Below are 21,261 nucleotides of genomic sequence, written 5' to 3' on the forward strand. Positions count from 1 at the left end.
TTTAGCCCGGGGAGCGGAAGTCAATTCCTCACCGCCGTGAGCATGGCATGCACATTCGCGCCCGCGACCTGGGACGCAACCTCTTCCTCAACGCCACCGGCATGCTCGTGCTCAGCACGGCCACCTTCGTATTCGCCCTGCAGAACGCCTGAGAAAGTGTTGGGAAGCCTGGTCGGATCGGCTTCGCGACGCCAAGGCCCGAAGAAGGAGACTTCGTGTTCGCCACCTACCTCGTGGTCATCATCCTCACCTCGGCCGTCAACGGCTTGGCCGCCATGGCCAACTTCATCGGCCACGAGTACCCCAAGAGCCAGGCGGACAAATTGCGCGTGCCTCGGTCCTGGATGCGCCCGCTGGGCGCACTGTTGGCGGCGGGGGCGCTGGGACTGCTGGCCGGGTTCGCTGTGCCGGTGCTGGGCACGCTCGCCGCCGCTTGCCTCGTGCTGTACTTCCTGGGTGCGTTGTGTGCCCACCTGCGCGTCCGTGACCACCAGTTGGGCCCCTGGGCCGTATTTTTCAGTCTGCCGGTGGCTGCCCTGGCCGTGAGCTTGGTGTACCACGGCACGTGAGACTCCCCGTTTGATCCTGCGTCGCTGGTGCGAGGAAGACGTTGACGCCCAGCACCCGGGCCAGCTCCGCCGGCTGAAGCTGCGCGGCATGATCCCACGCCCGGTCGTCCAGGGCACGCCAGGAGGGGGGATGCACAGCTGCACGCACTGCCGACGGCCCCCCTGGGCGGGGCGGTAGATCCGCGCCCACGGCCCCAGCCCCGCTTGGTGAGCTGCCAGTCGGCCCGCTCAAGCTGCTTGACGACCTTGCGCCCCTCCGCCAGCCGCCCGGCGAGCCGCTCCTGCTCCGACAGCACGGCGGGCAGACCGTAGCGCACGCACGCGGCCTCGGTGAGCACCAGCAGCGGGTCGGCGTCCTTGCCCGAACCGTGCAGCTTCTTGGCCCCGAGCTGCGCCTCGGCCAGCGTCCACTCGATGAGGGCGGGCAGGGACTTGGCGGGCACGTCCAGAATCAGCCCGCCGGTGCCGTAGCCGGTCACCTGCCGGTCGGCGTCGGCGTCGAGGATGAGCAGCGGGCCGTGCGCGGACCCGGCGCCGGGTACGGGCGTGTGCGCCTCTACGGCCTCCTTCCGGTCCGGGTGGCGCGAGGTCGGTGACGGCCGCACGGTCCTCGCCGGGCGTGCGACGGCGACCGGTGCGGGAACGGCGGCGGAGGCAGCGGGCGGTGCGGGAACGGCGGCGGAGGCAGCGGGCGGCGCGGGAACGGAGGCGGAGGCAGCGGGCGGCGCCCTGCCGGACGTGGTCCGGGTCGCAACCTAGGACACTGGGATGGTGGGCGCAGGCGGCGTCTCGGGCGTGGGCGCTGTGCTGGTGAACGCCTGCGGTGTGCCGGTGTCCTCCTGTGGTCTGGGAACCGCGCCACGAGCGCGCAGACACCAGCAGTCATACCGATCGCCCCCAGACGGTCGCAGCCCCTCAGTAGGTTTTTGAACTCTGGCCGTGGGCGTGTACGGCTGGATGCGCGACAAAGCGACGCAGATCGCGGGGTCCTGCAGATCTCGAAGTGATCACCCCGTCGTCGATGCCAGGATGTCAGTCGGTCGACGTACGGCGGACTTACGGGGTGGCAGTGGCGGGGACTTCGGTCGAGGCGGTGGACGCGGTGGACTGGAGCCGGTTCCGGACGGGCATGCCGGAGCACCATCCGGTCAAGGAGGTCCCGCGTGCGCTGCGCCGCCTGGTCAGGCGAGGCCCGGCGGCGACGGAGGAGGACTGTCACCCGCTGTACTCCTGCCTGTTCGCCCCCGGAGGCGGGCTGCCGTCGGCCGCGGCCGCGGCCCTGCCGTTTCTCACGGCGCTCGCCTCCGATCCCGCCAACGGCGCACGAGTCGCTCTCGTCGAACTGCTCGGCGCCCTGAACGGTGCGGCGCGCGAGGCCGGTGAACAGGGCACGCACGGAGCGTGGCGGGAGGAGTGGCGGCGTCAGGGCGACAAGATCACGGCGCTCCTCGCGGACCGCGAGCCGAGCGTCCGGCGGGCCGCCCTTCTCCTCGCGGACGACGACGTACTGCTGGAACGATGGCACGCCGAGACGGAACCGGCCGTACGCCTGCCCCTCCTGCTGGCACTGGGCACCCGCGCCGCGACGACCGCCGACGCCCCCGGGACCGGTGATCAGCATCACCGGCCGGCCGCCCACCTGCCCGGGCATCGGCGCAGCCTGGGCGCGTTCGTCGGCGAGCTGCCTGGTCATCCGCTCAAGGACGCGTTCGGCGACGGCGAGTTCGTCCCGCTCGGCCCGCACTCCCGCCAGCTGTTTGACCAGCTGCTCTTCGAGTTCGTCCAGTTCCGCACGCCGCGCGGTGATCCGTTCCAGCAGCTCGGGATCCAGCATGCACCGGATCGTAGAAGGCTGCCGGACTACGGCGAACAGAACCGGACACTTAAGCTACCCACTTCTGCTGACGACCGCTTGTTCAGGGGTCAATCGCTGCGAATGTCACTTCTGGTCGGGCCGGTCATGCGCCAGACGCTGAGCTTCGGCCGTGGCCTCGGCATCGAGCTGGGCCAACGCCCTGTTCCCGTACTCGACGATGTCGTACTCGTCATCAACCTCAGCAAAACGCTCGGCGACGGACTCCAGCCAGGCCGTGCCGGTCGTCTTCACCTCTTTGACCAGCTCCAGGAACACGACACGGGCGCGGCGGTGTGACGGCGCCCGGGGCGCCCCGGGCGAGCAGACGCTGACGGCCAGGCTCAGTAACCCGACGGTGACGTTCTTTACTGCCACCAGGCCGTCCGCGCCGAAACGGAGGAAGAACGGCGCCAGGCGGCTGAGTGGGAAGCCCGGCGGCCGGTGTGCAGGTGATACGGACAGGGGTTCACCGCTCGGCGGTGGGAGAAGCTCACCATGCACGGTGCCGAAAGCCGATGGCCGGGGGTGTGCCGCGCCGACGGCATGGCCCGGCAGGAAGCCGCCGCAGGGCCGGAGCCGGCCAGGCCCGGCCGCGGCCGGTGGCGCTGGCGGTCCTGACCAGGCAAGCCTGTTGTGCGGCCGGAGTCATCAGGCCGTACGGCGCGACGGATACCGAAGTGACCGCCCCCCCCGGGGGCGGGGCACCGTGGGGGGAGCGGTTGGCGGCGGCGTTGGCGTTCAGGCGTGGGGTCGATTTAGGCTGCGTCGGTTCGTGCCGTTCACGGCGGCAGCCCATCGACGGAGAGGAAAGCCGATGATGCAGCAGGCATCGGCCACCGACCCGGCTCCCGGGCGCCGCCCCGAGCTGGTCCCCGACCCGGATGCGGAGACGGCCCGTATAGCGGCGGTACGCCGCTACGACATCCTCGACACGCCGCCCGACGGCGCGTTCGACCGGGTGGCGGCGATGGCCGCCCGTCTCTTCGACGTGCCGGTGGCGACGGTCACGATCGTGGACACCGACCGCATCTGGTTCAAGGCAGCCCACGGCCTGGAAGGCGTCAAGGAGATCGGCCGCGATCCGGGCCTGTGCGGCTCGGCGATCCTGCGCGATGACACGATGGTCATCCCCGACACTCTCCAGGATTCCGTCGCGGCGGACAATCCGCTGGTCGCCGGCGAGATGGGGGTGCGCTTCTACGCCGCCGCACCGATCATCACCCCCGACGGGCACCGGCTGGGCACCGTCAACGTCCTCGACACCAGACCGCGCTCCATCACCGAGGACGACACCGCCACCCTGGCCGATCTCGCCGCGATCGTGCTGGACGAGATGGAGCTGCGGCTGTCGGCGCTGCGCGCCCTGCGCCACGAACAGGAGCGTCGGGAGGCGGAAAGCCGTCACGCCGAAGCGGAACGGGCACGTGCCGAGGCGGAACGGGCGGCGCGGGAGCAGGCGGAGCAGGACAAGGCCGCCATCGCCGCGTTCGCCTCCACCCTCCAGCGCACCCTGCTGCCCCCGGCCCTTCCCGTGGTGCCCGGCTTGGAGCTGGCCTGCCACTACCGCACCGCCTCCGCCCACGACGTGGGCGGCGACTTCTACGACGTCTTCCCCCTCGACGGCGGCCGGTGGGCGTTCTTCCTCGGCGACGTGTGCGGCAAGGGCCCGGAGGCGGCGACCGTCACCGCCCTGGCCCGCCACACCCTGCGCGCCGCAGCCCAGATCAACCCGGACCCGGTCACGGTGCTGCGCGCGCTCAACACCATGCTGCTCACCGACGTCACCGCCGGCAGCCGCTTCTGCACCGCCCTCTTCGGCCTCCTCGAGCCCCGGGAAGGCAGCGGCTTCACCGTCACCATCGCCACCGGCGGCCACCCGCCCGCCTACCACGTGCGCCCCGACGACAGCGGCGCCGTATGGGTCAAGGCAGTACGCCCCAAGGGGGGCATGCTTGTCGGCGCCTTCCCCCAGGCACCCTTCGTCCAGACCACCTTCTCCCTGACCCCCGGGGAGAGCCTGTTCCTCTACACCGACGGGCTGACCGAAGCCCGCACCACCCAGGGCGCCATGCTCGGCGAGGACGGCCTGACCGGCTTCCTCCATCAGCGCACCGGGTCCGTCACCGCAGCCTCCCTGGTCGAGGACACCGTCACGCTGCTGGCCTCGCTGCCCGACGGAGCCGGCGACGACGTGGCCCTGCTGGCCCTGTCCGTGCCCGGCCCCCAGGCCGCACCCGACAGCGGTGTCGCCGCCACCGCCCACACCGCCGCCGCACCCGAACACATCGGCCAGGAGTGATGACCGACGTGACCGACACGTTCCACCTGACCGTCCAGCACCCTCGCCCCGGCCTTGCCGTCGCCACGGTCGTCGGCGAGGTGGACATGCACACCGCGCTCACCCTGCACTCCGAAGCCCTGGAGATCATCCAGCGAGGGCACCCGCGCCTGGTCCTGGACCTGACACAGGTAGGCTTCTGCGACTCCGCCGGCCTGAGCGCGCTCATCCGCCTCTGGCACGCGGCCCAGGCGGCGGGCGGCTTGCTCAGCCTCGCCGCCGTCCCCGACCGTCTGATGCGCATGCTCAGCATGACCGGCGTCGACGCACTCCTGCCGGTCCATGCCACATCCGCCGAAGCGGTCGCTGCCATGTCCGCCGACCAGCCCACGGGCGCAGACGTACACGGCGCAGACGTACACGGCTCCGTCACCAGCTCCTCCACGGGGGGCGGGCACCGCGAGCTGACCGAGAGCGAGCCGGCGGCCTTCGACAACGCGCAGCGGCAGGAAGCATCCCAGGCAGGAAACGTCGTTCAGGGCTGAGCGGACCCCGAGCATCGGTCACACCAGCCCTTTGACCTGCGACTTCAAGTTGGCGGAGGCTCAGTGGAGTCCACCATCCGGGAGTGAACTCCACACGATGGGAGTGGATGACTTCGGCACCCGACGCGGCAGCGGGCCAGATACTCGGCGCGACGGCAGGTGCGCGATCAGCCAGGCATGTGGTGGCCCGGAGACAGGCCGGCTGCGGCTCCTCCAGCCCCCTGGTCGTTCGCGTACGCCTACATGCCAACGCCGTACACGTCAGCAACCACCTGCGGCCCTGGCTGCCGCCCCTGATCGCCTTCAGCGCGAACTCCCCGTTCAGGGAAGGGCAGGACACCGGATACGCGAGCTGGCGCACCACCACCTGGGGACGCTGGCCCGTCGCCGGCCCGCCCCCGTACTTCGAATCACCCGCCCACTTCGACGACCTCGTCGAAACCCTCATCGACGCGGAGGCACTCATCGACCGCGGCGGCCTGTACTGGGACATCCGCCCCTCCCACCACCTGCCCACCATCGAAGTCCGCGTCGCCGACGCAGCCCTCACCCCCGACGACACCCTCATGCTCGCCGCCGTCGTACGCGCCTTGACCGCCACCGCCCTCCAGTGCATCCGAGCCGGAGAACCGGCCCCACGCCCGGCACCGGAAGTCCTGCGCGCAGCCTGCTGGCGCGCGGCACGCAACGGACTGGCCGGCACCGGCATCGACCCCCTCACCGGCCACCTCATCACCCAGACCACGCTCGTCGAAAAACTGCTGCACACCATCGCCCCAGCACTGCGCCAGCACGACGACCTCGACCACACACGCGAGCAATGGCAGCGCCTGCGCCCCGAAGGAACCGGCGCCGACCGCCAGCGCGCCGCCTACCGGCAACGCTCCAGCACCCACGACGTCGTCGACTACCTCATCTCCGCCACCTGCCCCCAGTAGCGCAGCGGTGATAGCGTCCACGGGCCGGTCCCCGTGGGGCTCGGTGACGCCGCAGCCGCCTCGGTCCCCCGCGATCCGGCACAAGCCGAGACCGTCAAGCCAGGCACAGTGGTGAGCAAACCGGCGGCCGCTGTGCTCCGAAGAAACGTACGGCGGGACGAACCGGACTCGTCGCGGACCATGGGACTACCTCCCCTGAATGACGGGCGTCGCCCGTCCCACGGAGCGACGGGCCGCCCGCTGCCGCCTGGACCACACAAATCCTCCGGCCGGGTTCGGCGGGGAGCCATGCTGAGCCCACCGGTCGGGTGACGAAGGGAAGGGGAAGGTACCGACCCGGCACAAGAAGTCGCGGCCCGGCACACCGGCCGGGGTACTCAAACCGGCGTCCGCGCAGCTACTCACAACCGTCGGCGCGTCCGCTACTGGCTGGCTTCGACCCGCTGCTGGCCGCGCTGCGCCGACTTCAGCCGGCCGGCTTGCCCGACCTGCGGGCCGCCGCTCGTCCGTGGTCGCGCCACACACCGTCGTTGCCCTGGAGGACCTTCTGGAGCTGGTGGCGGCGGCCGGGCGGGGGCGGTCAGCCACGGCCGTGGGATCACGCTCGCTCCACCGTTCCGCTCATCAGCCGCCCTGGCCCGGTTCAGCTGCCGACTGGGCACTGAAAGATACGACGGCGCGACGCAGGGGGCTGCGGCCACTCAGGCAACGCTGCACTGGCGGCGGGTGCTCCGTCGGCTGTCACAAGCCCGTGTACGGCGGACTCTGACCTCCGCTACTCGCTGGGCGTATGGGCCTTTATGCGAGACCTCGACGCTCTGCGGGACAGGTGCGCGAGCAGCTGAGCGACACCGACGGCAAGGTAAAGCACGACCAGAACCCCGAGTCCGAGGTCGAGCCAGTCATAGGTCGTGCCCCTGGAGAGTGAGGCCCACGCCCGGGCGCCCGCGACGGATCCGGCAACTGCCACCAGAACCGACGCCACGGCATGCAAGGTCTTTGCAGCCCTGGGCCGCCGCTCTTTGAGCAGTTCACCACCCGCACCGAGCGCGACGAGCGCGGGGAAGACATCGTGCGGCTCCAGGCGCCCCGTCGCGATCGCGTCCGTGATGTTGATCAGAATGCCGATCGAGCCGACGACCAATGCACTTTGAGATATACGGCGGCTCATCAACCCTCGCTTGCAGTCCAACTTCGTTGTGGCGTCCTTCGCAGGACGCGGAACGGGGAGCGTAGCGCGACCGGGGCACACGGCGTTCAGCGGTGCACGGCCTGGCCCCCGGTCCGGTTGTCGTCCGTCGTGCTCGGCCTGCGGCTGGCCTCGGTTGTTGCTGCCTGCCGTCTGCCGGTCCGAGCCTGGCTGTATGCCGCCCGTCGGCCGGGTCGGGCTATCCAGCCTCCAGGGGCGTCTTCTGCTGCGGGGGCAGAGGCTTGACGCCGAGGATGCAAGCCGCTCACGCTGCCCGGCCGCTAGGCCCTCCCACTCCAGGTGCTGCCGCTGAAGCCACCGCCCCGCATCCGCGCCCCCGGCCGTTGAATGGTGCGGGGTGCCGTCGGCGTTCACCTCGGGAATCCCCCTCCTGTAGGAGGGGAGGATGTCAACGCGATGATCGTGCTGCTCTTGCTGGGCGCAAGCGTCCTGGGGGACGGGTTGCCTGGTCTCGGCCGCTGACCACGCCGTCTGGGTTGTCCTGCGTCATGCGTCGTCGGCCGGGTGCAGTGCGTCGGCGTAGAGGGCGAACAGGCGGAGGGGGGTGATGTCGCCGGTGTGTGGGGTCTGGCGCAGGTGGTGCCAGCAGTCGGCTGCCAGCCGGCGGGCGCGGGTCCCGGGCCAGGGTTGGGGGAGGAGTTGTGGTGGCAGCAGTGGGTCGGGCTCCATCGCCGTGGTGAAGTGGGCGGCGAGTTCGACGGCCATACAGAGCCGCTCGGCCCCGGAGGGAGGATCGTTCTGGGTGAGCTGGGCGAGGCAGGAGCCGGCGAAGGCGGCCAGGTGTTCGTGCCGTTCGGCGATCTCGTCGAGCGGCCACAGGGTTGCTGCCAGGGTGCGCGGGTGGGTGGTGTCGCCGATGCGCAGGTCGGTGGTGGACATGCGGGTGAGCGCGTCGGCGACGCCGAGGTGGCGGGCGTGTGCGTCGACGAGTTCGCCGACCGGGTTGGCGGTGACGTACAGGCCGCTCTGGACGGGGGCGGCGCCGAGGCGGAGGAGGTGCTCGCGCAGGGTGTCGCGGGCGGTGCGGCGGGCTTCGGGGACGGCGAAGGCGAACAGGTGCCAGGTGCCGTCCCAGGGGGCGAGCCCGGCGTCCTGCCGGTAGGCGTGGCGGACGTAGGCGGCGTCGGGTGCCACGGAGCCGGTGACGTCGGACACGGCGCGCAGCGTGGCCTTGCGGCCGCGGCCGTCCTGGGTGAAGCGGCCCTCGGCGACCAGGCGTTTGACGCAGAGCCTGACCTGCGTCTCGCTCATGCCGAGCAGTGCCGCGACGGCGTAGAGCTCGCCGGCGTCGACGGTTGCGTCCTCGCGGACCAGGGCGTGGACGAGCAGTCGGGTGGGGATGTCCAGCCTGTCGTCGCTGGGTTGCGCGGGGCCGGTGGTGCGGGGTGTCATCGGCCCTCCCGTACGGCTGTGTGGTCCGCTGCGGTGACCGGGCGGTGCATGGTCGTGACGGCGCCGAAGCCCAGCAGGCGCCGCAGGTAGGGGGTCTGCTCGGTGTGCACGGATGTGAAGCCGTGCCGCTCGTAGAGTGCCCGGGCACGGGGGTTGACGTCGATGACCTCGAGGCGGACGCGATGGCAACCGGACTCGGCGGCGATGGCCGCGATCTGGCACAGGAGCAGGCTGCCGATGCCGCGGCCGCGGTGCGCCGCGTCGACGGCGATTCCGTCCATGACGAGTTCACCGGGCGCGGGGGTGCGTTCGAACAGGGCCAGCAGTGCGAGCCTGGGCAGGCCGCGTACGGGGCCGTAGGCGGACAGGACGTCCTTGACGCCGCCGCCTGTCAGCGCCCGCCCGTCAAGGCGGTAGCCGGCCACGGCGACCACCTGTCCGCCGTGCAGCGCGACGACGCCCCGGTCGTGCTGCAGGTGGGAGGCGATGAACGCGCGCCCCTTGTCGGGGGGATCCAGTGCCGGCGCCAGCTTGCGGCCGAACGCCTCCCAGTACAGCGCCGCTACCCGGCCTTCGCTGCCGCCGGGCACCCCCCGCCGGACCACCAGCCCGCCGTCCACGGTCATCGCCACACCCTCCCTTGTCCGTTCGCGGATCCGCCTTGCGCTATCAATCCTAATACGTTCATTATCACTACGACCGTTTTCAAATCGATCGTTCTTGGGGGTTGTGGTGATGTCACGGACAGGGGGTGAGCCGGTGCGGCGCAGGTGGCGATGGCTGGCGGGGAGCGTGGTGGGGCTGCTGCTGGTGGCCGTCGGGCTCGGCGGGGTGGTGGTGTGGCAGAACACCTACGCGCTGCGTGAGGAGAGGGTGTCGCTGCGTCACGACGGGGCGCTGCTCGATGGCGTGCTGGCGCTGCCGGAACACGGTCGGGGGCCGTTCGGCCTGGTCGTCTTCGTGCACGGTGACGGCCCGATCAACGCCACCCATGAGACGTTCTATCGGCCGCTGTGGGAATCGTTCGCCCGCGCCGGGTACGCCTCGTTGTCGTTCAGCAAGCCCGGTGTCGGTGGTTCGGAAGGCGACTGGCTGAAGCAGAGCATGGACGACCGGGCCGAGGAGACGCTGGCCGCGGTGGCCTGGGCCCGCACCCGTCCGGACATCGACGGCCGCCGCATCGGGCTGTGGGGGGCGAGCCAGGCCGGCTGGGTCCTGCCAAAGCCGCCGCCCGCGACGGCCGGTTGCAGTTCGTCATCGCCATCTCCCCGGCGGTCAACTGGCTGCGGCAGGGCCGCTACAACCTCCTCGCCGAACTCGACCGGGACGGTGCGAGCGAGCAGGAGAAGCAGGCGGCGCTACGCAGGCGGGAGACCGTACTGGGCCTGCTGGAGCGGGGCGCCGCGTTCACGCAGTACCGGGCCGCGATCGGTGACGCGGACGGTATGACCGCGGCACGGTGGGGCTTCATCACACGCAACTACCGTGCCGACGCGACCGCCGACCTGGCCGCCATGCGAGGCACGCCGCTGCTGCTGGTGCTGGCCGGCCACGACATCAACGTGGACGTCGCCGACACCGAAGCCGTCTACCGCAGGATCCTTCCACCCACGTCCCTGACCGTCACCCACTACCCGCGGGCCACCCACTCCCTGGTCGACCACGACCTGGAAAGCTCCGCCTGGCGCCTGACGGTCACCGCGATCGCCGCCCCCCGCCGGCTCTACACCGACGGGTTCCTCGCCGACCAGGCCCGGTTCGTCCAGCGGGTCGACTCCAGCCGGGAGGAACGGTGACCCAGACGACGGCACCGGAGAGCCTGCCGAAGGCCGGGCGGGTGAAGAGCGTGGACGCGCTGCGCGGATTCGCCCTGCTCGGCATCCTGATCGTGAACATCACCTACCTCGCCTCCGCCTACCACGGCACCGGCGTGGAGGACCCAGGCTTCGACAGCCCCACCGACAACGCCGTCCGCACGCTGGTGGCGGTGTTCTTCGAAGCCAAATTCTTCCTGCTGTTCTCCTTCATCTTCGGCTACAGCTTCACCCTCCAGCTCGCCTCCGCCGCCAAGGCCGGCACCCGGTTCACACCCCGGTTCCTGCGCCGCCTGACCGGGCTGTTCGCCCTCGGAGCAGTGCACGCCGTGGCGCTCTTCCCCGGCGACATCCTCACCACCTACGCCGTCCTCGGCCTCATCCTGCTGGCGTTGCACCGCATCCGGCCCCGCACCGCGATACGTACGGCTGCGGTGCTACTGGCCCTCACCTCGGCCGCGTACGCGCTTCTCGCCGCAGCGCTGTGGCAGGCCAACGGCAGTGTGGACAAGGCCGCGGCGGCAGCCCAAGCAGCCGCTGCCACCGACGCCCTGCGCGGGAATGCCGCCTCCGTCATCACCGCACACCTGGAGCAACTGCCGGACGTCGCGTTCCTGCTGGTCTTCTTCCAGGCACCCGCGGCGCTGGCCGCCTTACTCCTCGGCCTCGCCGCAGGACAGCAGCAGGCGCTCACCCGCATCCCGGCACACCGGCGCCTGCTTCGGCGCCTGCAGACCGCAGGCTTCATCCTCGGGCTCGCGGGCGGCGTCGTCTACGCTCACGTCAGCCTCGCCCACCCCGGTACCGCCTACCAGGTCCTCACCCTCGGCATCGACGTGATCACCGCCCCCCTCCTGGCTGCCGCGTACGCGGCCACCCTGCTGCGCCTCCTCCACAGCCGCCGCGCCGACACCCTCGAAACAGTGCTGGCTCCGGCCGGCCGGATGGCACTGACGAACTACCTCAGCCAGTCCCTGGTGTGCGCCCTCCTGTTCACCGGCTACGGAGCAGCACTCATCGGCCGCATCCCACCCACCGGCGTCACCATGATCGCGCTGATGCTGTTCACCTGTCAGGCAGCGGCCAGCCGCTGGTGGCTCGCCCGCCACCCCTACGGCCCCGTCGAATGGGGCCTGCGAACGTGGACCAACCTGTCCCCGCCCCGGTGGAAGAACCCGGGACGGTAGAACGCAACGCCCGGCGCCGCAGCCCCCGCCCGCCCCACCGGGCAGCCGTGCGGGCCCGGCCCCATCACCGGGTGGTCTTCGGCGTCGGCCGGTTCGAAGACAGGACATCGCCGGTCTGGGCTACCGCAGCCTGACCCGCACCGACCTCGTCCACGACGTGCTCGGCATCGGCACCAGGCCACTAGACGCAGCCTCCCCAGTTCCTGCTCCATACAAAGGTTCCGCCAGCTCGGCCGTCCTCCAGATGCACGAACGCGTCCCGGAACGGAGTTCATGAGTCGACCTCGAACAGCAGATCCGGCAGGTCGATCTTCGGGAGCATCGCCGCGGTGGTCTTGCGCAGCCACCGCAAGGACTTAGGCTCGCCGACCGCGCCGAGCCGGTCCACGTTCAGCTTCAGCCGGCCGCCTGGCTGCACCTCGAAGCTCAGCTTCGCGTCCTGCCTCGCCTTCTCTAGCCGCTCCGGCCATCAGCTGCCAGGCCGCATCCAGCGCCCGCACCCGTCCGGCCAGGTGTTCCTCGACCGGCTCGTGAAGGCTCAGGCCGTTAAGGGCGTCGTCGGCGACGGCCTCCCACTGCTTGCCGTTCAACAGCCTCGCCCGCGGGTCGGACCAGCGGTTCGACGGCGAAGCGAACACATTCCGGCAGCTCAAGGCGCGGTACAGCTGCTCCAGCACGCACACCACGACGATGACCATGCGTCAGCGCATCACCACCGGGCTCGTCTCCGCCGCGTTCCTCGGCGGGACCCTGGTCGCTGTCACACCGGCGGCTGGCGCCGCACCGGCCACGGCGCCAGCCGCCTCATCAGCTGGCGTCAGCGCCGCCCGGAGCTGCCTCATGACCCCGGGAATCGGCTACTACTGCCGCTACTACAAGGGCATCGCGTACACCGACTTCGGCGACCGGGGCAACAAGGTGAAGGAGACCGGGCTCGAGGGAATCCGCCATGACGGCCCGGCTCGAGGGGCGCACCGTCCAACGACGCTGCACTCCCGGTCGTCTTGCGGGCCCCGGCTGCGGCTCCTCCTGCATGCCGGCGATTCAGCGGGCCGGTTCCTCAGCGGGGTGGTATCGGCCACCAGGTGAGAACAGCCCGATGCGGCCGGCGCCCTGTGGTGGGTGCGCGCGTGAGCCCGGTGATGTCCGACCGCGGCCGCCTCGGACACGGTCATCGTCACCTTGCTCGCCCGGCCGATGCCCGAAAGGCGGCCTGGGGTGTGGTTCAGGGAGTGCCGCAGCTAGTGGCTCCGCCAGGGCAAGTGACGCTGTCGTTGGACACCGCGCCCGCGACCGCCAGCACCAGGACGATGAGAGCCACAATGATCACAGGTACGTTGTCTGCAGCCCAGATGTCGTGCTTGCGGCGAGGTTTCGGAGCACCGGACTGTGGGATCGCGTTGTCGCGTGCGTGCTCGGCACCGGGCCCGTCGTGCCCCTCTGTCGCCATCATGTCACCCGCCGTCGTTGTCTCTTTCACGATGGCATGGCATCAAACCTCACTGTCAAGCCCCGTGCCGCACCGACCGGCACGTCCGCGGACCCCGGCGGGATCACAGCTGTGCGAGCCGTCGCAAACCGGCGGCGCCTTCTGTCCGCATGGCCATGGTCACGCGACTGTCGGCCTCAGGCCCACACGTCCTGAGGGGTGATCACCTGATCGATCCTGAGCCGGCAAGCGGCAGGTGAATCCCTTCTGGTCCATCCAGCTTTGGAGCCCCGGCTGGTGATCACCAGCCGGGGCTCTGACACTCCGTGACGGCAGGCCGTGAGGATGATCACCTGACCGCGCTCAGTCGCGCCGGCTATTCACAACTGGCCGCCGACTCGGCTCTCAAGCCGCCGCACCAGGTTCGTATGTCACACGGAACGTGGGGTCAGCTCGGCGTCCGGTCGGGGTCCACCTGTTGTCTCCTCACGGAGGCGTGGGCATCTGTGTGAAGGTGCACGGTACTGTGAGCGGCTCTGTCGCCGTGCACACGCCCTGAAATACGGTGCCGGTCGCGGTCAGCACGCTGACGTAGACCTGGTTGGCGCGCGTCGCCAGAGTGGCGTCGACAACGTTTGTCGGGCCGCCCACGAACTGCCAGTCGCCCACAGGCTGAGGAGCCGAGGGCGGCGCCTCTCTGACCGTCAGGACGTACACCCGCCCGTCGCACACCACCGAGATGTACTTGTCCGGATCCTGGACCGCCGAGTCGATGTCGAAGCATCCCGTCGGCACCGGCGTGGGCTTCGGACAGTCGTGGCCGTTCTCGCACCCGCCAACGGATGTGACACCTACGCGGGTGGTCATGCCGTTTGCTGCCACGGGCTGCTTGACAGCGTGTGCTGTTCCGACTCCGGCGCACGTCATGACGACTGCGGCGGCCAGCGAGGCGGCAACCCTGTGCTTCTCTTTCACCCTTTGTGCTCCCTTCCTTATCAAAACGGGCCTATGCCGTTTGTAGGGAAAACAAAGCAATGTATGCCCGTGCCTCGTCACACATGCCGCGGCGCGCACAGCTTTCACTCGCATGCATGCAGGAGCGGTCGCTGACACCAGCCTGGTTCAGCTCTACACATGCACCGCCATGCGAACCGCCGCTCGCCGAACCACTCGTACGCCGAGGCCCCCTCTCGGCGTGCCGCTCGCCGCTGCCTGGCCGGCTCCGTACGGCTGGCGGGCTCGTGCGTACCACCTGACCACATTCGGCGGAGTGTGCTCACCGGCCAAAGTGGCGGGTGAGATTACGGCGTGAGCGGGCGGCCCGGCCCTGATCGAGCCGATGGCCTCCAACGCCTGGTGCCAGGCCTTCGGACAGGAGAGCGAAGACGCCCGCACCTACGCTCCTTTGCGCATGCCGGTCGTGGGCCTGAGCGGGATGAGCCTTAGGAGATGGTCACGGTGAACGGCTGGTCATGGGTACCGCCTGTGGCCTTGCCCGTGGTCACCTGGAGGGTGTGCGGGTCGTCTCCGTGGCCGCAGCCGGATCCGCGGCCTCGGCCGGCAGGCGCAGCCCTTTCGCGCTGTGCACCCACCGCAGTCCGTACCGCTCCCTCCATGCCAGGAGCTGCATCCGCGGATTCCGTGATGGACCGATCGTGCTGCTGCGGCGAGGACCGCAAGACCGTCGAGAAGCTGTGGGCCTTTCAGACGCTCCCCGTAGACCTGTCGAGGAGGGAGGGGAGGTCGGTGCGGGAGGTGATGCCGAGCTTGGGGAAGGCCCGGTAGAGGTGGTGGCCGACGGTGCGGGGGCTCAAGAAAAGCTGGGTGGCGATCTCGCGGTTGGTGGCGCCGCCGGCGGCGAGGCGTACGACCTCCCGTTCCTGTGGACTGAGCCTGGCGAGCGGAGAGCGCGTGGCCGTATCCGGGCTCAGGGGTTCTCCGATGGCCTGGAGTTCGGTGCGGGCGCGGGATGCCCAGGGGAGGGCGCCCAGTGTCTCGAAGGTCTCCAGTGCGGCGTGCAGGCGGTGGCGGGCGTCCGTGCGGCGGCGTTCGCGGCGCAGCCACTCGCCGAACAGCAGCTCGGTTCGTCCGTGTTCGAACGGCTGGACCGGGCCGTCTGTGTGGGCGTGCAAGGCGGCCGCGAAGTGCTCTGCCACTGCCTGGGTCCGGGCAGAGCCGTTGCTCGCTTCGGTCAGCGCTCGGCAGCGGTGGAGGAGGGCCGTGGCCGCCGGTTGTCCCGCGGCCGACGCCCAGGCCTCCAGCCGTGACATTGGTTCGGCCGTTCGATCCCGGCAACCGGCGCGTACCGCGGCTTCGACGAGGTCGGGCAGGAGAGGGGCCGACAGCGTGGGGTGGTCCACGCGAGCATCGGCGGCTTCTAGCTGGGCGAGTGCGTCCTCTGCCCTGCCGAGGCCGAGGGCGAGCAGGCCCAGGGCCCGGTGGGCGTGCGCGGCGGCAAGGTTGATGCCGTGGGGGTCGGCGTATGCCAAGGCGGCGGTGGCCAGCGTGGTGCAGCGCTCCCCGTCGCCGCGTAGGGCGGCGAGCGTTGCCAGGGTCGCGCGCAGATACGTGCCCCGGTGGTTGCGGCCGAATTCCTCGGCGACGGCGAGTCCCTCCTCGGCTGCCGCGCCCGCCTCCTGATACCGGCCGATGGCGGACTGCGCCTGGGCGAGGAGGTGCAGGGAAGTCGGCAGCCAGCCGATGACGTGCTGCGCCCGGCAGTCGCGGACGCAGGCCGCGGCCTCCCGGTGGGCGGCGACATGATCGGCGCGCAACTGGGCGCGGCCGCCAGCTGTGATCCGCTCGGGGAATCCGGCTCCTGGCGCCGAATCGGCGGGCAGGGCGGCCATCCGGGTCTCCGCCTCGGCGATCAGGTCTGCCGCGCCCGAGGACTGCGCCGCCTGGAGGGCCTCGGCGAGTACCGCTGCGAGGTCGCTGTCGCGGTCGGGGGAGGAGCGGATCCGGTCCGCGCACTCCATGAGGATGTGAGCGGCCCGGCGGGGTGAGCCCTGATCCAGTTCAACGATGGCGCGTACCCGGGCAAGGTCGGTGAACGTCGCCGGATCCAGGGCGAGCGCGTCGATCCGGTCGGTCAGCGCAGCGGTCCGGGGGAACTGAGCCGCCTCTGCCGAGGTGAAGGCCGCAGCGGCCAGCAGCCGGGTGCGACGGGCTGGGTCCGCCGTGAGCTGAGCGGCCCGCTCGTAGGCAGCCGAGGCCGCGGCGGCTCCCCGTCGGCCTCCGGCCCTGATCGCGGCCTCCTCCATGGCTTCGGCGACGGCTTCGTCGGTCCCGGTCGTGGCGGCGGCCAGATGCCAGGCCCGGCGGTCGGCCCGCCGGTCGGCGTGCGTGTTCCCGGTTGCGGGCGTACCGAGAGTTCCGGCCGGATGCTCGGCCAGTGCCTCGGCGAGCGCGCGGTGGGCCGCGACGCGGCGTGCCAGGGCGGCGTCCTGGTAGGTGGCTGACCTGACGAGAGGGTGGCGGAAGGTGAGGGTGTGCTCGGTGAGCTGGACGAGCGTGGCGGCTTCGGCGGGCTCCAGGTCCTCCAGGGTGGTGCCGAGTCGGGTCGAGGCCCTCAGCAGGAGGTCGAGATCGCCGGAGTCGTCGGCTGCCGCCACGAGCAGCATCGTCCGGGTCGGGTCGGGCAATCGCCGTACCTGCTCCTGGAAGGATTCCTGGATCCGGCTGGCAGGCGTGACGAGGCCGGCCGGAAGGGTGATGGGGTTGACCCGGCCCGCGCGCTGTTCAGCGGTGAGGGCCGCGGGCAGTTCCAGAAGCGCCAGCGGATTGCCGCAAGACTGCTCGATGATCCGGCCCCGCGCGAACGGTGAGAGGTCGGGGACCCGGTCGGCCAGGAGCGTGTGGACGGCCAAGGGGTCGAGCCCCTGTAGGTGGAGCCGCGGCAGGCCCGTGACGGCGTCGGCCCGGACACCGTCGCGCAGCCCGAACAGCATCACCACACCCTCGCCGTGCAGGCGGCGGGCGGCGAAGGTCAGGGCGTCGAGCGACGCCCCGTCCAGCCACTGGGCGTCGTCAACCAGACACAGAAGAGGCCCGTCCGAGGCTACCTCGGCGAGGGCCGCGAGTACCGCCGCACCCATGGTGAACCGGTCGCCGGCCGGTCCACCGGTCAGACCCAGGGCCGCCCTCAGGGCGGAGGCCTGCGCCACATGCAGCGGGTCGAGCCGATCGGCCACGGACCGCAGTAGCTGATGCAGGCCGCCGAAAGGCAGTTCCATCTCCGACTCGATGCCGACCGTCCGCAGCACCCGCCCATGACCCTCGGCCGTGCGTTGCGCGGCGTGGGCGAGCAGCGCCGTCTTGCCTATGCCGGCCTCGCCGTGAATGACCAGCGCCCCGCTCTCACCCTTGCGGGCGCGAGAGAGCAGCTGGTCAACACGGTCCTGCTCGGCCCCCCGTCCGTACAGCATGGGCCCAACCTACCCAACATCAACGATCTTGGTCAGCTCGCATTACGTCACACCGACCGATGCGGCCTCACGTCAACGCCCCATAGCGTCTGCTGCGTTCGACTTCCTCGATCCACTCGATCGCGACAGACAGGACCCGACGTGTCCGCACACACGCACATCACCCCGCTCCACCGGATCTCAGTCACCGACACCGCCGCCTGGCACCAGGTCATCTCCGCCTCGATGGCCCTGGACCTCCCCGAGGTGCCGCCCCCCGCCCCCGGCCAGGTCCACGCCCAGCTCACCAAGCCCGCCCTGGGCAGCGAGCGCCTCATCTGGGTGGCCAGGTCCGAGGACGGCGCCACGGTCGCCGTCGCGACCCTGCGCCTGTTCACCCAGCCCGGGCAGGAACACCTCGCCGAACTGGACCTCCACGTCGACCCCCGGCACCGCCGACAAGGCATCGGCTCCCGCCTCTTCTCGACGGCCGTGGCAGCCTGCCGCGCGGAGAACCGGCGCAGCCTGATCGCCCAGACCGGCGCGGCCGGCCCCGGCGCCGCCTTCTGCGAGCGATGGAACTTCAGCCCCTCCCTGACCCTGAACCACCTGCTTCTGCACCTGGACGGCCCGGCCGCGGACAGGACCGCTGCCCTCGCAGGGGCCGACCACCCCGGATACCGGCTGACCGGCTGGACGGGCACGGTACCGGACCACCTCGCCGAGTCTTTCGCCGCCGCCAAGAACGCGATGAACGACATGCCCACGGGCGAACTGGACTACGGGCACATCGCGTGGGACGCCGACCGCGTCCGCACGATGGCCGAGGTGGTCGCCACCCGCGGGGGCACCCTCCTGACCCTCGCCGCCCTCCACGACGACGGCACCATGGCCGGATACACCGAAGTCGTCCTCCAGGGCACCGCTCACCGGGCCCAGCAGTACGACACCGCGGTCGTACCCGCCCACCGCGGGCACGGCCTGGGGCTGTGGCTCAAGGCCGCCATGGCCGTCCGGTTGCTCACCGACCATCCTCACGTCACCGAGATCGAGACCGACAACGCCGAAGACAACGTCCACATGCTGGCGGTCAACCGCGAGTTGGGCTTCCACGCCTACCGGCGCACCTGCGAGTACCAGCTCGACCTGACCGCCTCCGCCGCTCCCGCGCTGCCGCCCGGCGCGTAAACCGGCCGCTTCCGCCCGAAGGGCTGACTTCCTCAACGTGTCTGGCAAGGACCCGACACGGACGCAAGCCCCTGGCCGAACCGGCCCCAACGAACGTCACCGCCCAGGAGACGGTCACCGGCGCCACGCACACCGCAAGCTGGGCGAGTCGCCTGACACTGCAGAATCGCGCCAAGGGCCCGGGAACGCCGCGGCGCGGTCGCGGCACCGGCTCGGGGGTGGAGGAGGCGCTTCACGAGAGCGAGGGCCAGCGGTTCGCGCTCGCTTCCGACAGATCGGCTACGAAGCACCAAGACGGCACACCGCAACCCGCCCGCGCCAGGCGGTACGGCGACGCACGCCGCCCAGGCTGCGCCCCAGGTCGGCGCGGCCAGCGGCAGGGCTACCAGTCGGGGTGCGGGTACGTGCCGCACCTGACGGTACACGGCCATGCGGGCGCTCGCCCGGTGCACGCTTCAGGCCCGGAGCCACGGCGTTACCGCATCGGAGCACCCGCACAGTCTGGCCACTGCTCGAGGCGGTCGGCCGATGCGCAATACCCAACACCCGGCGACGTGAATCTGACATCGTGTCAGATTCCATGTTCCGGGCACACGACACCCCCCACGGAGGAGACCACACATGGACGACCTGACCGGCAAGGTGGCGCTGGTGACCGGCGGCAGCCGCGGGATCGGCGCAGCGATAGTGGAACGGCTGGCAGCCGCAGGAGCGAGGGTTGCACTCACCTACGTTGAGGCAGCGGACCAGGCCCACGAACTCGCCAAGCACATCGAGGCGGACGGTGGCAGCGCCGCGGTCATACAGGCCGACCTGACCCGTCCGACCGCCGCGCCGGACGCAGTGGAGCAGACCGTACGCGAACTGGGCCGCATCGACATTCTCGTGAACAACGCGGGCTTCCTCACCTACGGCCCGCTGGCCGAGGTGTCCACCACGGAACTGGACCGGGTGATCGCCGTGGACATCCGGTCGGTGTTCCTCACCGTCCAGGCCGCTGCCCGGCACATGGGCGAGGGCGGCAGGATCATCAGCATCGGGTCGTGCTTCAACGGGCGGGTTCCCGGCCCGAACTTCGTCCTGCAGGCGATGGCCAAATCCGCGCTCATCGGGCTGACCAAGGGCCTGGCCCGGGAGCTGGGGCCGCGCGGAATCACCGCCACCATCGTGGACCCGGGCCCGATCGACACTGACATGAACCCGGCCGACGGTGAGACCTCCGCCTTCCAGCGCTCCCTCACCGCTGTGGGCCGTTACGGCCAAGCCAAGGACCTCGCCGCCGCGGTGGCCTACCTGGCAGGACCCGGCGGCCGCTATGTCACCGGCACCTCCCTCGCCGTCGACGGCGGCTACACCACCTGACGCCGCCCCGTCCCCGCCCCTGCGCATCTGCCGTCGGCGACCTTCTATGCGCGGCGCTTCCATCCCGTCCTCCTCCGCCGACGCGCGCTGCAGCCAACCTGATCCGCTTGTGCTGGGAACCCCGACCTGCACTGGTCGAAGGGGCGAGGGCGTCGTACAGCTATGCCCGGATCTGGTCGCCCGAGACGAGGTCGAGTTCACAGTTCTGGCCGCGATTCCGTGACTGATCTTGGAGTCGCTTGACCCGGCGTGGCTCATCCAGAGCCACCTGGTTGTATGACCGCATGACGGATTGGTCGGCACTCACCGACGCGTGCGGCTCCGCGGAACACGTGCCCGGTCTCTTGGACCGGTTCGAGGCCGACCCGAGCGGTGTGTGGTCCGAGCTGATGGACCACCTGTGCCCGCAGTCGGACACCGCCTTCACCGCCAGCTTCGCAGCACTTCCGCGATTGGCCGAGATCGCGAATTCGGGCAGCCCGGAGACCCTGGGCTCGGTGCTGTTTGCGGCGGGAGCAATCGCTGCCTGTTCGCCGGGGCGGGCTGAGCCTGGCAGCCCCCTGACAACCTTCGCGGATCCGATTGCGATTCTGCACGAGCTCACCGATCGCCGCCTGAGCCAGACGGCCGAGGCCGAGGAGTACGTGAACCTGCTGCAGGTCCTGCTCTCCTTCGAGGGCGTCGAGATCTGGGACCGCTCCCTGGACGGCCTGCAAGCCGGGGAGTACGAGGTCGACTGCCCCGGCTGTGGCGTCAACATGTTCGTGGTGATCGGGCAAGACGGATCCTTCTGCTGCACTGACGACTACGCGCTTCAAGAAGTGCAGAAGTCGCCCCTCTATCCGGCACGGGTGCAGGAGCTGGCAGGGCTGCCGCAGAGGCTGTTCACGCGGCTCTCTGCGGACGGCCAAGAGGGCCTGGCTCATAGCGTCCGCTATCTGTTCGGACGGGCCGCCTGCCCGGACTGCGGGACCGACTTCTCGGTGGCCGAGCGTGTGGTGGCGGGCTGGATCCCGTGACTGGCCCGAAGGTGTGTATGAGCGAGGATTCGGATCCGTACCGGCCCGCCCGTACACGGCTCGCTTGAT

General features: G+C 70.6%; 16 protein-coding genes and 3 pseudogenes. 12 read left to right on the forward strand and 7 right to left on the reverse strand.

Annotated elements, in window-relative coordinates; translation table 11 throughout:
- The first annotated feature begins 215 nt into the window (after positions 1-215).
- Positions 216-569 carry a DoxX family protein gene (locus JK361_RS38325; protein ID WP_201827315.1) on the forward strand — a complete coding sequence of 118 codons (354 nt, stop codon included), beginning with the start codon at positions 216-218 and terminating at the stop codon, positions 567-569.
- Between the two features lie 43 nt (positions 570-612).
- Here JK361_RS38325 and JK361_RS42905 read toward each other — a convergent pair.
- Positions 613-1,300, reverse strand: a pseudogene (locus JK361_RS42905) (DUF8841 domain-containing protein); the annotation flags it as partial.
- 338 nt (positions 1,301-1,638) lie between these two features.
- On the opposite strand from JK361_RS42905, the gene JK361_RS38330 reads away from it, so the two are divergent.
- The 4 genes from JK361_RS38330 to JK361_RS38345 all read left to right on the forward strand — a co-directional run bounded on the left by JK361_RS38330 (position 1,639) and on the right by JK361_RS38345 (position 6,185).
- Positions 1,639-2,721: a hypothetical protein gene (locus JK361_RS38330; RefSeq protein WP_201827317.1), complete on the forward strand. Its 1,083-nt coding sequence runs from the start codon at positions 1,639-1,641 to the stop codon at positions 2,719-2,721.
- A gap of 517 nt (positions 2,722-3,238) precedes the next feature.
- Positions 3,239-4,723 carry a PP2C family protein-serine/threonine phosphatase gene (locus JK361_RS38335; RefSeq protein WP_201827319.1) on the forward strand — a complete coding sequence of 495 codons (1,485 nt, stop codon included), beginning with the start codon at positions 3,239-3,241 and terminating at the stop codon, positions 4,721-4,723.
- Entirely contained in the window at positions 4,723-5,247 is a 525-nt protein-coding gene (locus JK361_RS38340) for an STAS domain-containing protein (protein ID WP_201827321.1), read from the forward strand. Before JK361_RS38335 ends, JK361_RS38340 begins: the two co-directional genes overlap by 1 nt.
- Positions 5,248-5,354: 107 nt before the next feature.
- Positions 5,355-6,185, forward strand: coding sequence for a carboxylate-amine ligase (locus JK361_RS38345; RefSeq protein ID WP_201827323.1), 831 nt, complete (start codon positions 5,355-5,357; stop codon positions 6,183-6,185).
- A gap of 775 nt (positions 6,186-6,960) precedes the next feature.
- Here the strand turns inward: JK361_RS38345 and JK361_RS38350 are convergent.
- From JK361_RS38350 to JK361_RS38360, 3 genes are all read right to left on the reverse strand, one after another.
- Positions 6,961-7,356, reverse strand: coding sequence for a hypothetical protein (locus JK361_RS38350; protein WP_201827333.1), 396 nt, complete (start codon positions 7,354-7,356; stop codon positions 6,961-6,963).
- A gap of 525 nt (positions 7,357-7,881) precedes the next feature.
- Positions 7,882-8,787 (reverse strand): PaaX family transcriptional regulator C-terminal domain-containing protein, encoded by a 906-nt coding sequence (locus tag JK361_RS38355; RefSeq protein WP_201827335.1) that lies wholly within the window; start codon positions 8,785-8,787, stop codon positions 7,882-7,884.
- On the reverse strand, positions 8,784-9,413 hold the full coding sequence (locus tag JK361_RS38360; RefSeq protein WP_201827337.1) for a GNAT family N-acetyltransferase: 630 nt from the start codon (positions 9,411-9,413) through the stop codon (positions 8,784-8,786). The genes JK361_RS38355 and JK361_RS38360 overlap by 4 nt, the downstream gene beginning before the upstream one ends.
- Positions 9,414-9,522: 109 nt before the next feature.
- Between JK361_RS38360 and JK361_RS42530 the strand changes: the two are divergent.
- From JK361_RS42530 to JK361_RS38370, 3 genes and pseudogenes are all read left to right on the forward strand, one after another.
- Positions 9,523-9,939 (forward strand): annotated as a pseudogene (locus JK361_RS42530) (alpha/beta hydrolase family protein); the annotation flags it as partial.
- A 35-nt stretch (positions 9,940-9,974) separates the two neighbouring features.
- Positions 9,975-10,583, forward strand: a complete 609-nt coding sequence (locus JK361_RS42535; RefSeq protein WP_307787440.1) for an alpha/beta fold hydrolase domain-containing protein — start codon at positions 9,975-9,977, stop codon at positions 10,581-10,583.
- Positions 10,580-11,788, forward strand: a complete 1,209-nt coding sequence (locus JK361_RS38370; RefSeq protein ID WP_201827339.1) for a DUF418 domain-containing protein — start codon at positions 10,580-10,582, stop codon at positions 11,786-11,788. Before JK361_RS42535 ends, JK361_RS38370 begins: the two co-directional genes overlap by 4 nt.
- A 274-nt stretch (positions 11,789-12,062) precedes the next feature.
- Here the strand turns inward: JK361_RS38370 and JK361_RS42785 are convergent.
- Positions 12,063-12,474 (reverse strand): annotated as a pseudogene (locus JK361_RS42785) (Tn3 family transposase); the annotation flags it as partial.
- Here JK361_RS42785 and JK361_RS38380 point away from each other — a divergent pair.
- Positions 12,368-12,877 carry a hypothetical protein gene (locus JK361_RS38380; RefSeq protein ID WP_201827343.1) on the forward strand — a complete coding sequence of 170 codons (510 nt, stop codon included), beginning with the start codon at positions 12,368-12,370 and terminating at the stop codon, positions 12,875-12,877. The pseudogene JK361_RS42785 and the gene JK361_RS38380 overlap by 107 nt on opposite strands.
- 826 nt (positions 12,878-13,703) lie before the next feature.
- Here JK361_RS38380 and JK361_RS38385 read toward each other — a convergent pair.
- Together JK361_RS38385 and JK361_RS38390 are read right to left on the reverse strand one after the other, a co-directional pair.
- Entirely contained in the window at positions 13,704-14,192 is a 489-nt protein-coding gene (locus JK361_RS38385; protein WP_201827344.1) for a hypothetical protein, read from the reverse strand.
- Between the two features lie 728 nt (positions 14,193-14,920).
- Positions 14,921-17,644, reverse strand: a complete 2,724-nt coding sequence (locus JK361_RS38390) for an AAA family ATPase (RefSeq protein WP_201827346.1) — start codon at positions 17,642-17,644, stop codon at positions 14,921-14,923.
- A 141-nt stretch (positions 17,645-17,785) separates the two neighbouring features.
- On the opposite strand from JK361_RS38390, the gene JK361_RS38395 reads away from it, so the two are divergent.
- The 3 genes from JK361_RS38395 to JK361_RS38405 all read left to right on the forward strand — a co-directional run bounded on the left by JK361_RS38395 (position 17,786) and on the right by JK361_RS38405 (position 21,192).
- Positions 17,786-18,811: a GNAT family N-acetyltransferase gene (locus tag JK361_RS38395; protein ID WP_201827348.1), complete on the forward strand. Its 1,026-nt coding sequence runs from the start codon at positions 17,786-17,788 to the stop codon at positions 18,809-18,811.
- A 621-nt stretch (positions 18,812-19,432) separates the two neighbouring features.
- Entirely contained in the window at positions 19,433-20,173 is a 741-nt protein-coding gene (locus tag JK361_RS38400) for an SDR family NAD(P)-dependent oxidoreductase (RefSeq protein WP_201827350.1), read from the forward strand.
- A 284-nt stretch (positions 20,174-20,457) separates the two neighbouring features.
- On the forward strand, positions 20,458-21,192 hold the full coding sequence (locus tag JK361_RS38405; protein ID WP_201827352.1) for a hypothetical protein: 735 nt from the start codon (positions 20,458-20,460) through the stop codon (positions 21,190-21,192).
- The last annotated feature ends 69 nt before the right edge of the window (positions 21,193-21,261 follow it).

This window comes from Streptomyces musisoli, assembly GCF_016741855.1.
GTDB classification, from domain to species: Bacteria; Actinomycetota; Actinomycetes; order Streptomycetales; family Streptomycetaceae; genus Streptomyces; species Streptomyces musisoli.

What these genes read in the sequence shown, in the direction of transcription:
- JK361_RS38390 (WP_201827346.1), bottom strand. Translation starts at nt 17,644, where the DNA reads ATGCTGTACGGACGGGGGGCCGAGCAGGACCGTGTTGACCAGCTGCTC.
- JK361_RS38355 (WP_201827335.1), bottom strand. Translation starts at nt 8,787, where the DNA reads ATGACACCCCGCACCACCGGCCCCGCGCAACCCAGCGACGACAGGCTG.
- JK361_RS38335 (WP_201827319.1), top strand. Translation starts at nt 3,239, where the DNA reads ATGATGCAGCAGGCATCGGCCACCGACCCGGCTCCCGGGCGCCGCCCC.
- JK361_RS38405 (WP_201827352.1), top strand. Translation starts at nt 20,458, where the DNA reads ATGACGGATTGGTCGGCACTCACCGACGCGTGCGGCTCCGCGGAACAC.
- JK361_RS38345 (WP_201827323.1), top strand. Translation starts at nt 5,355, where the DNA reads ATGACTTCGGCACCCGACGCGGCAGCGGGCCAGATACTCGGCGCGACG.
- JK361_RS38350 (WP_201827333.1), bottom strand. Translation starts at nt 7,356, where the DNA reads ATGAGCCGCCGTATATCTCAAAGTGCATTGGTCGTCGGCTCGATCGGC.
- JK361_RS38360 (WP_201827337.1), bottom strand. Translation starts at nt 9,413, where the DNA reads ATGACCGTGGACGGCGGGCTGGTGGTCCGGCGGGGGGTGCCCGGCGGC.
- JK361_RS38340 (WP_201827321.1), top strand. Translation starts at nt 4,723, where the DNA reads ATGACCGACGTGACCGACACGTTCCACCTGACCGTCCAGCACCCTCGC.
- JK361_RS38400 (WP_201827350.1), top strand. Translation starts at nt 19,433, where the DNA reads ATGGACGACCTGACCGGCAAGGTGGCGCTGGTGACCGGCGGCAGCCGC.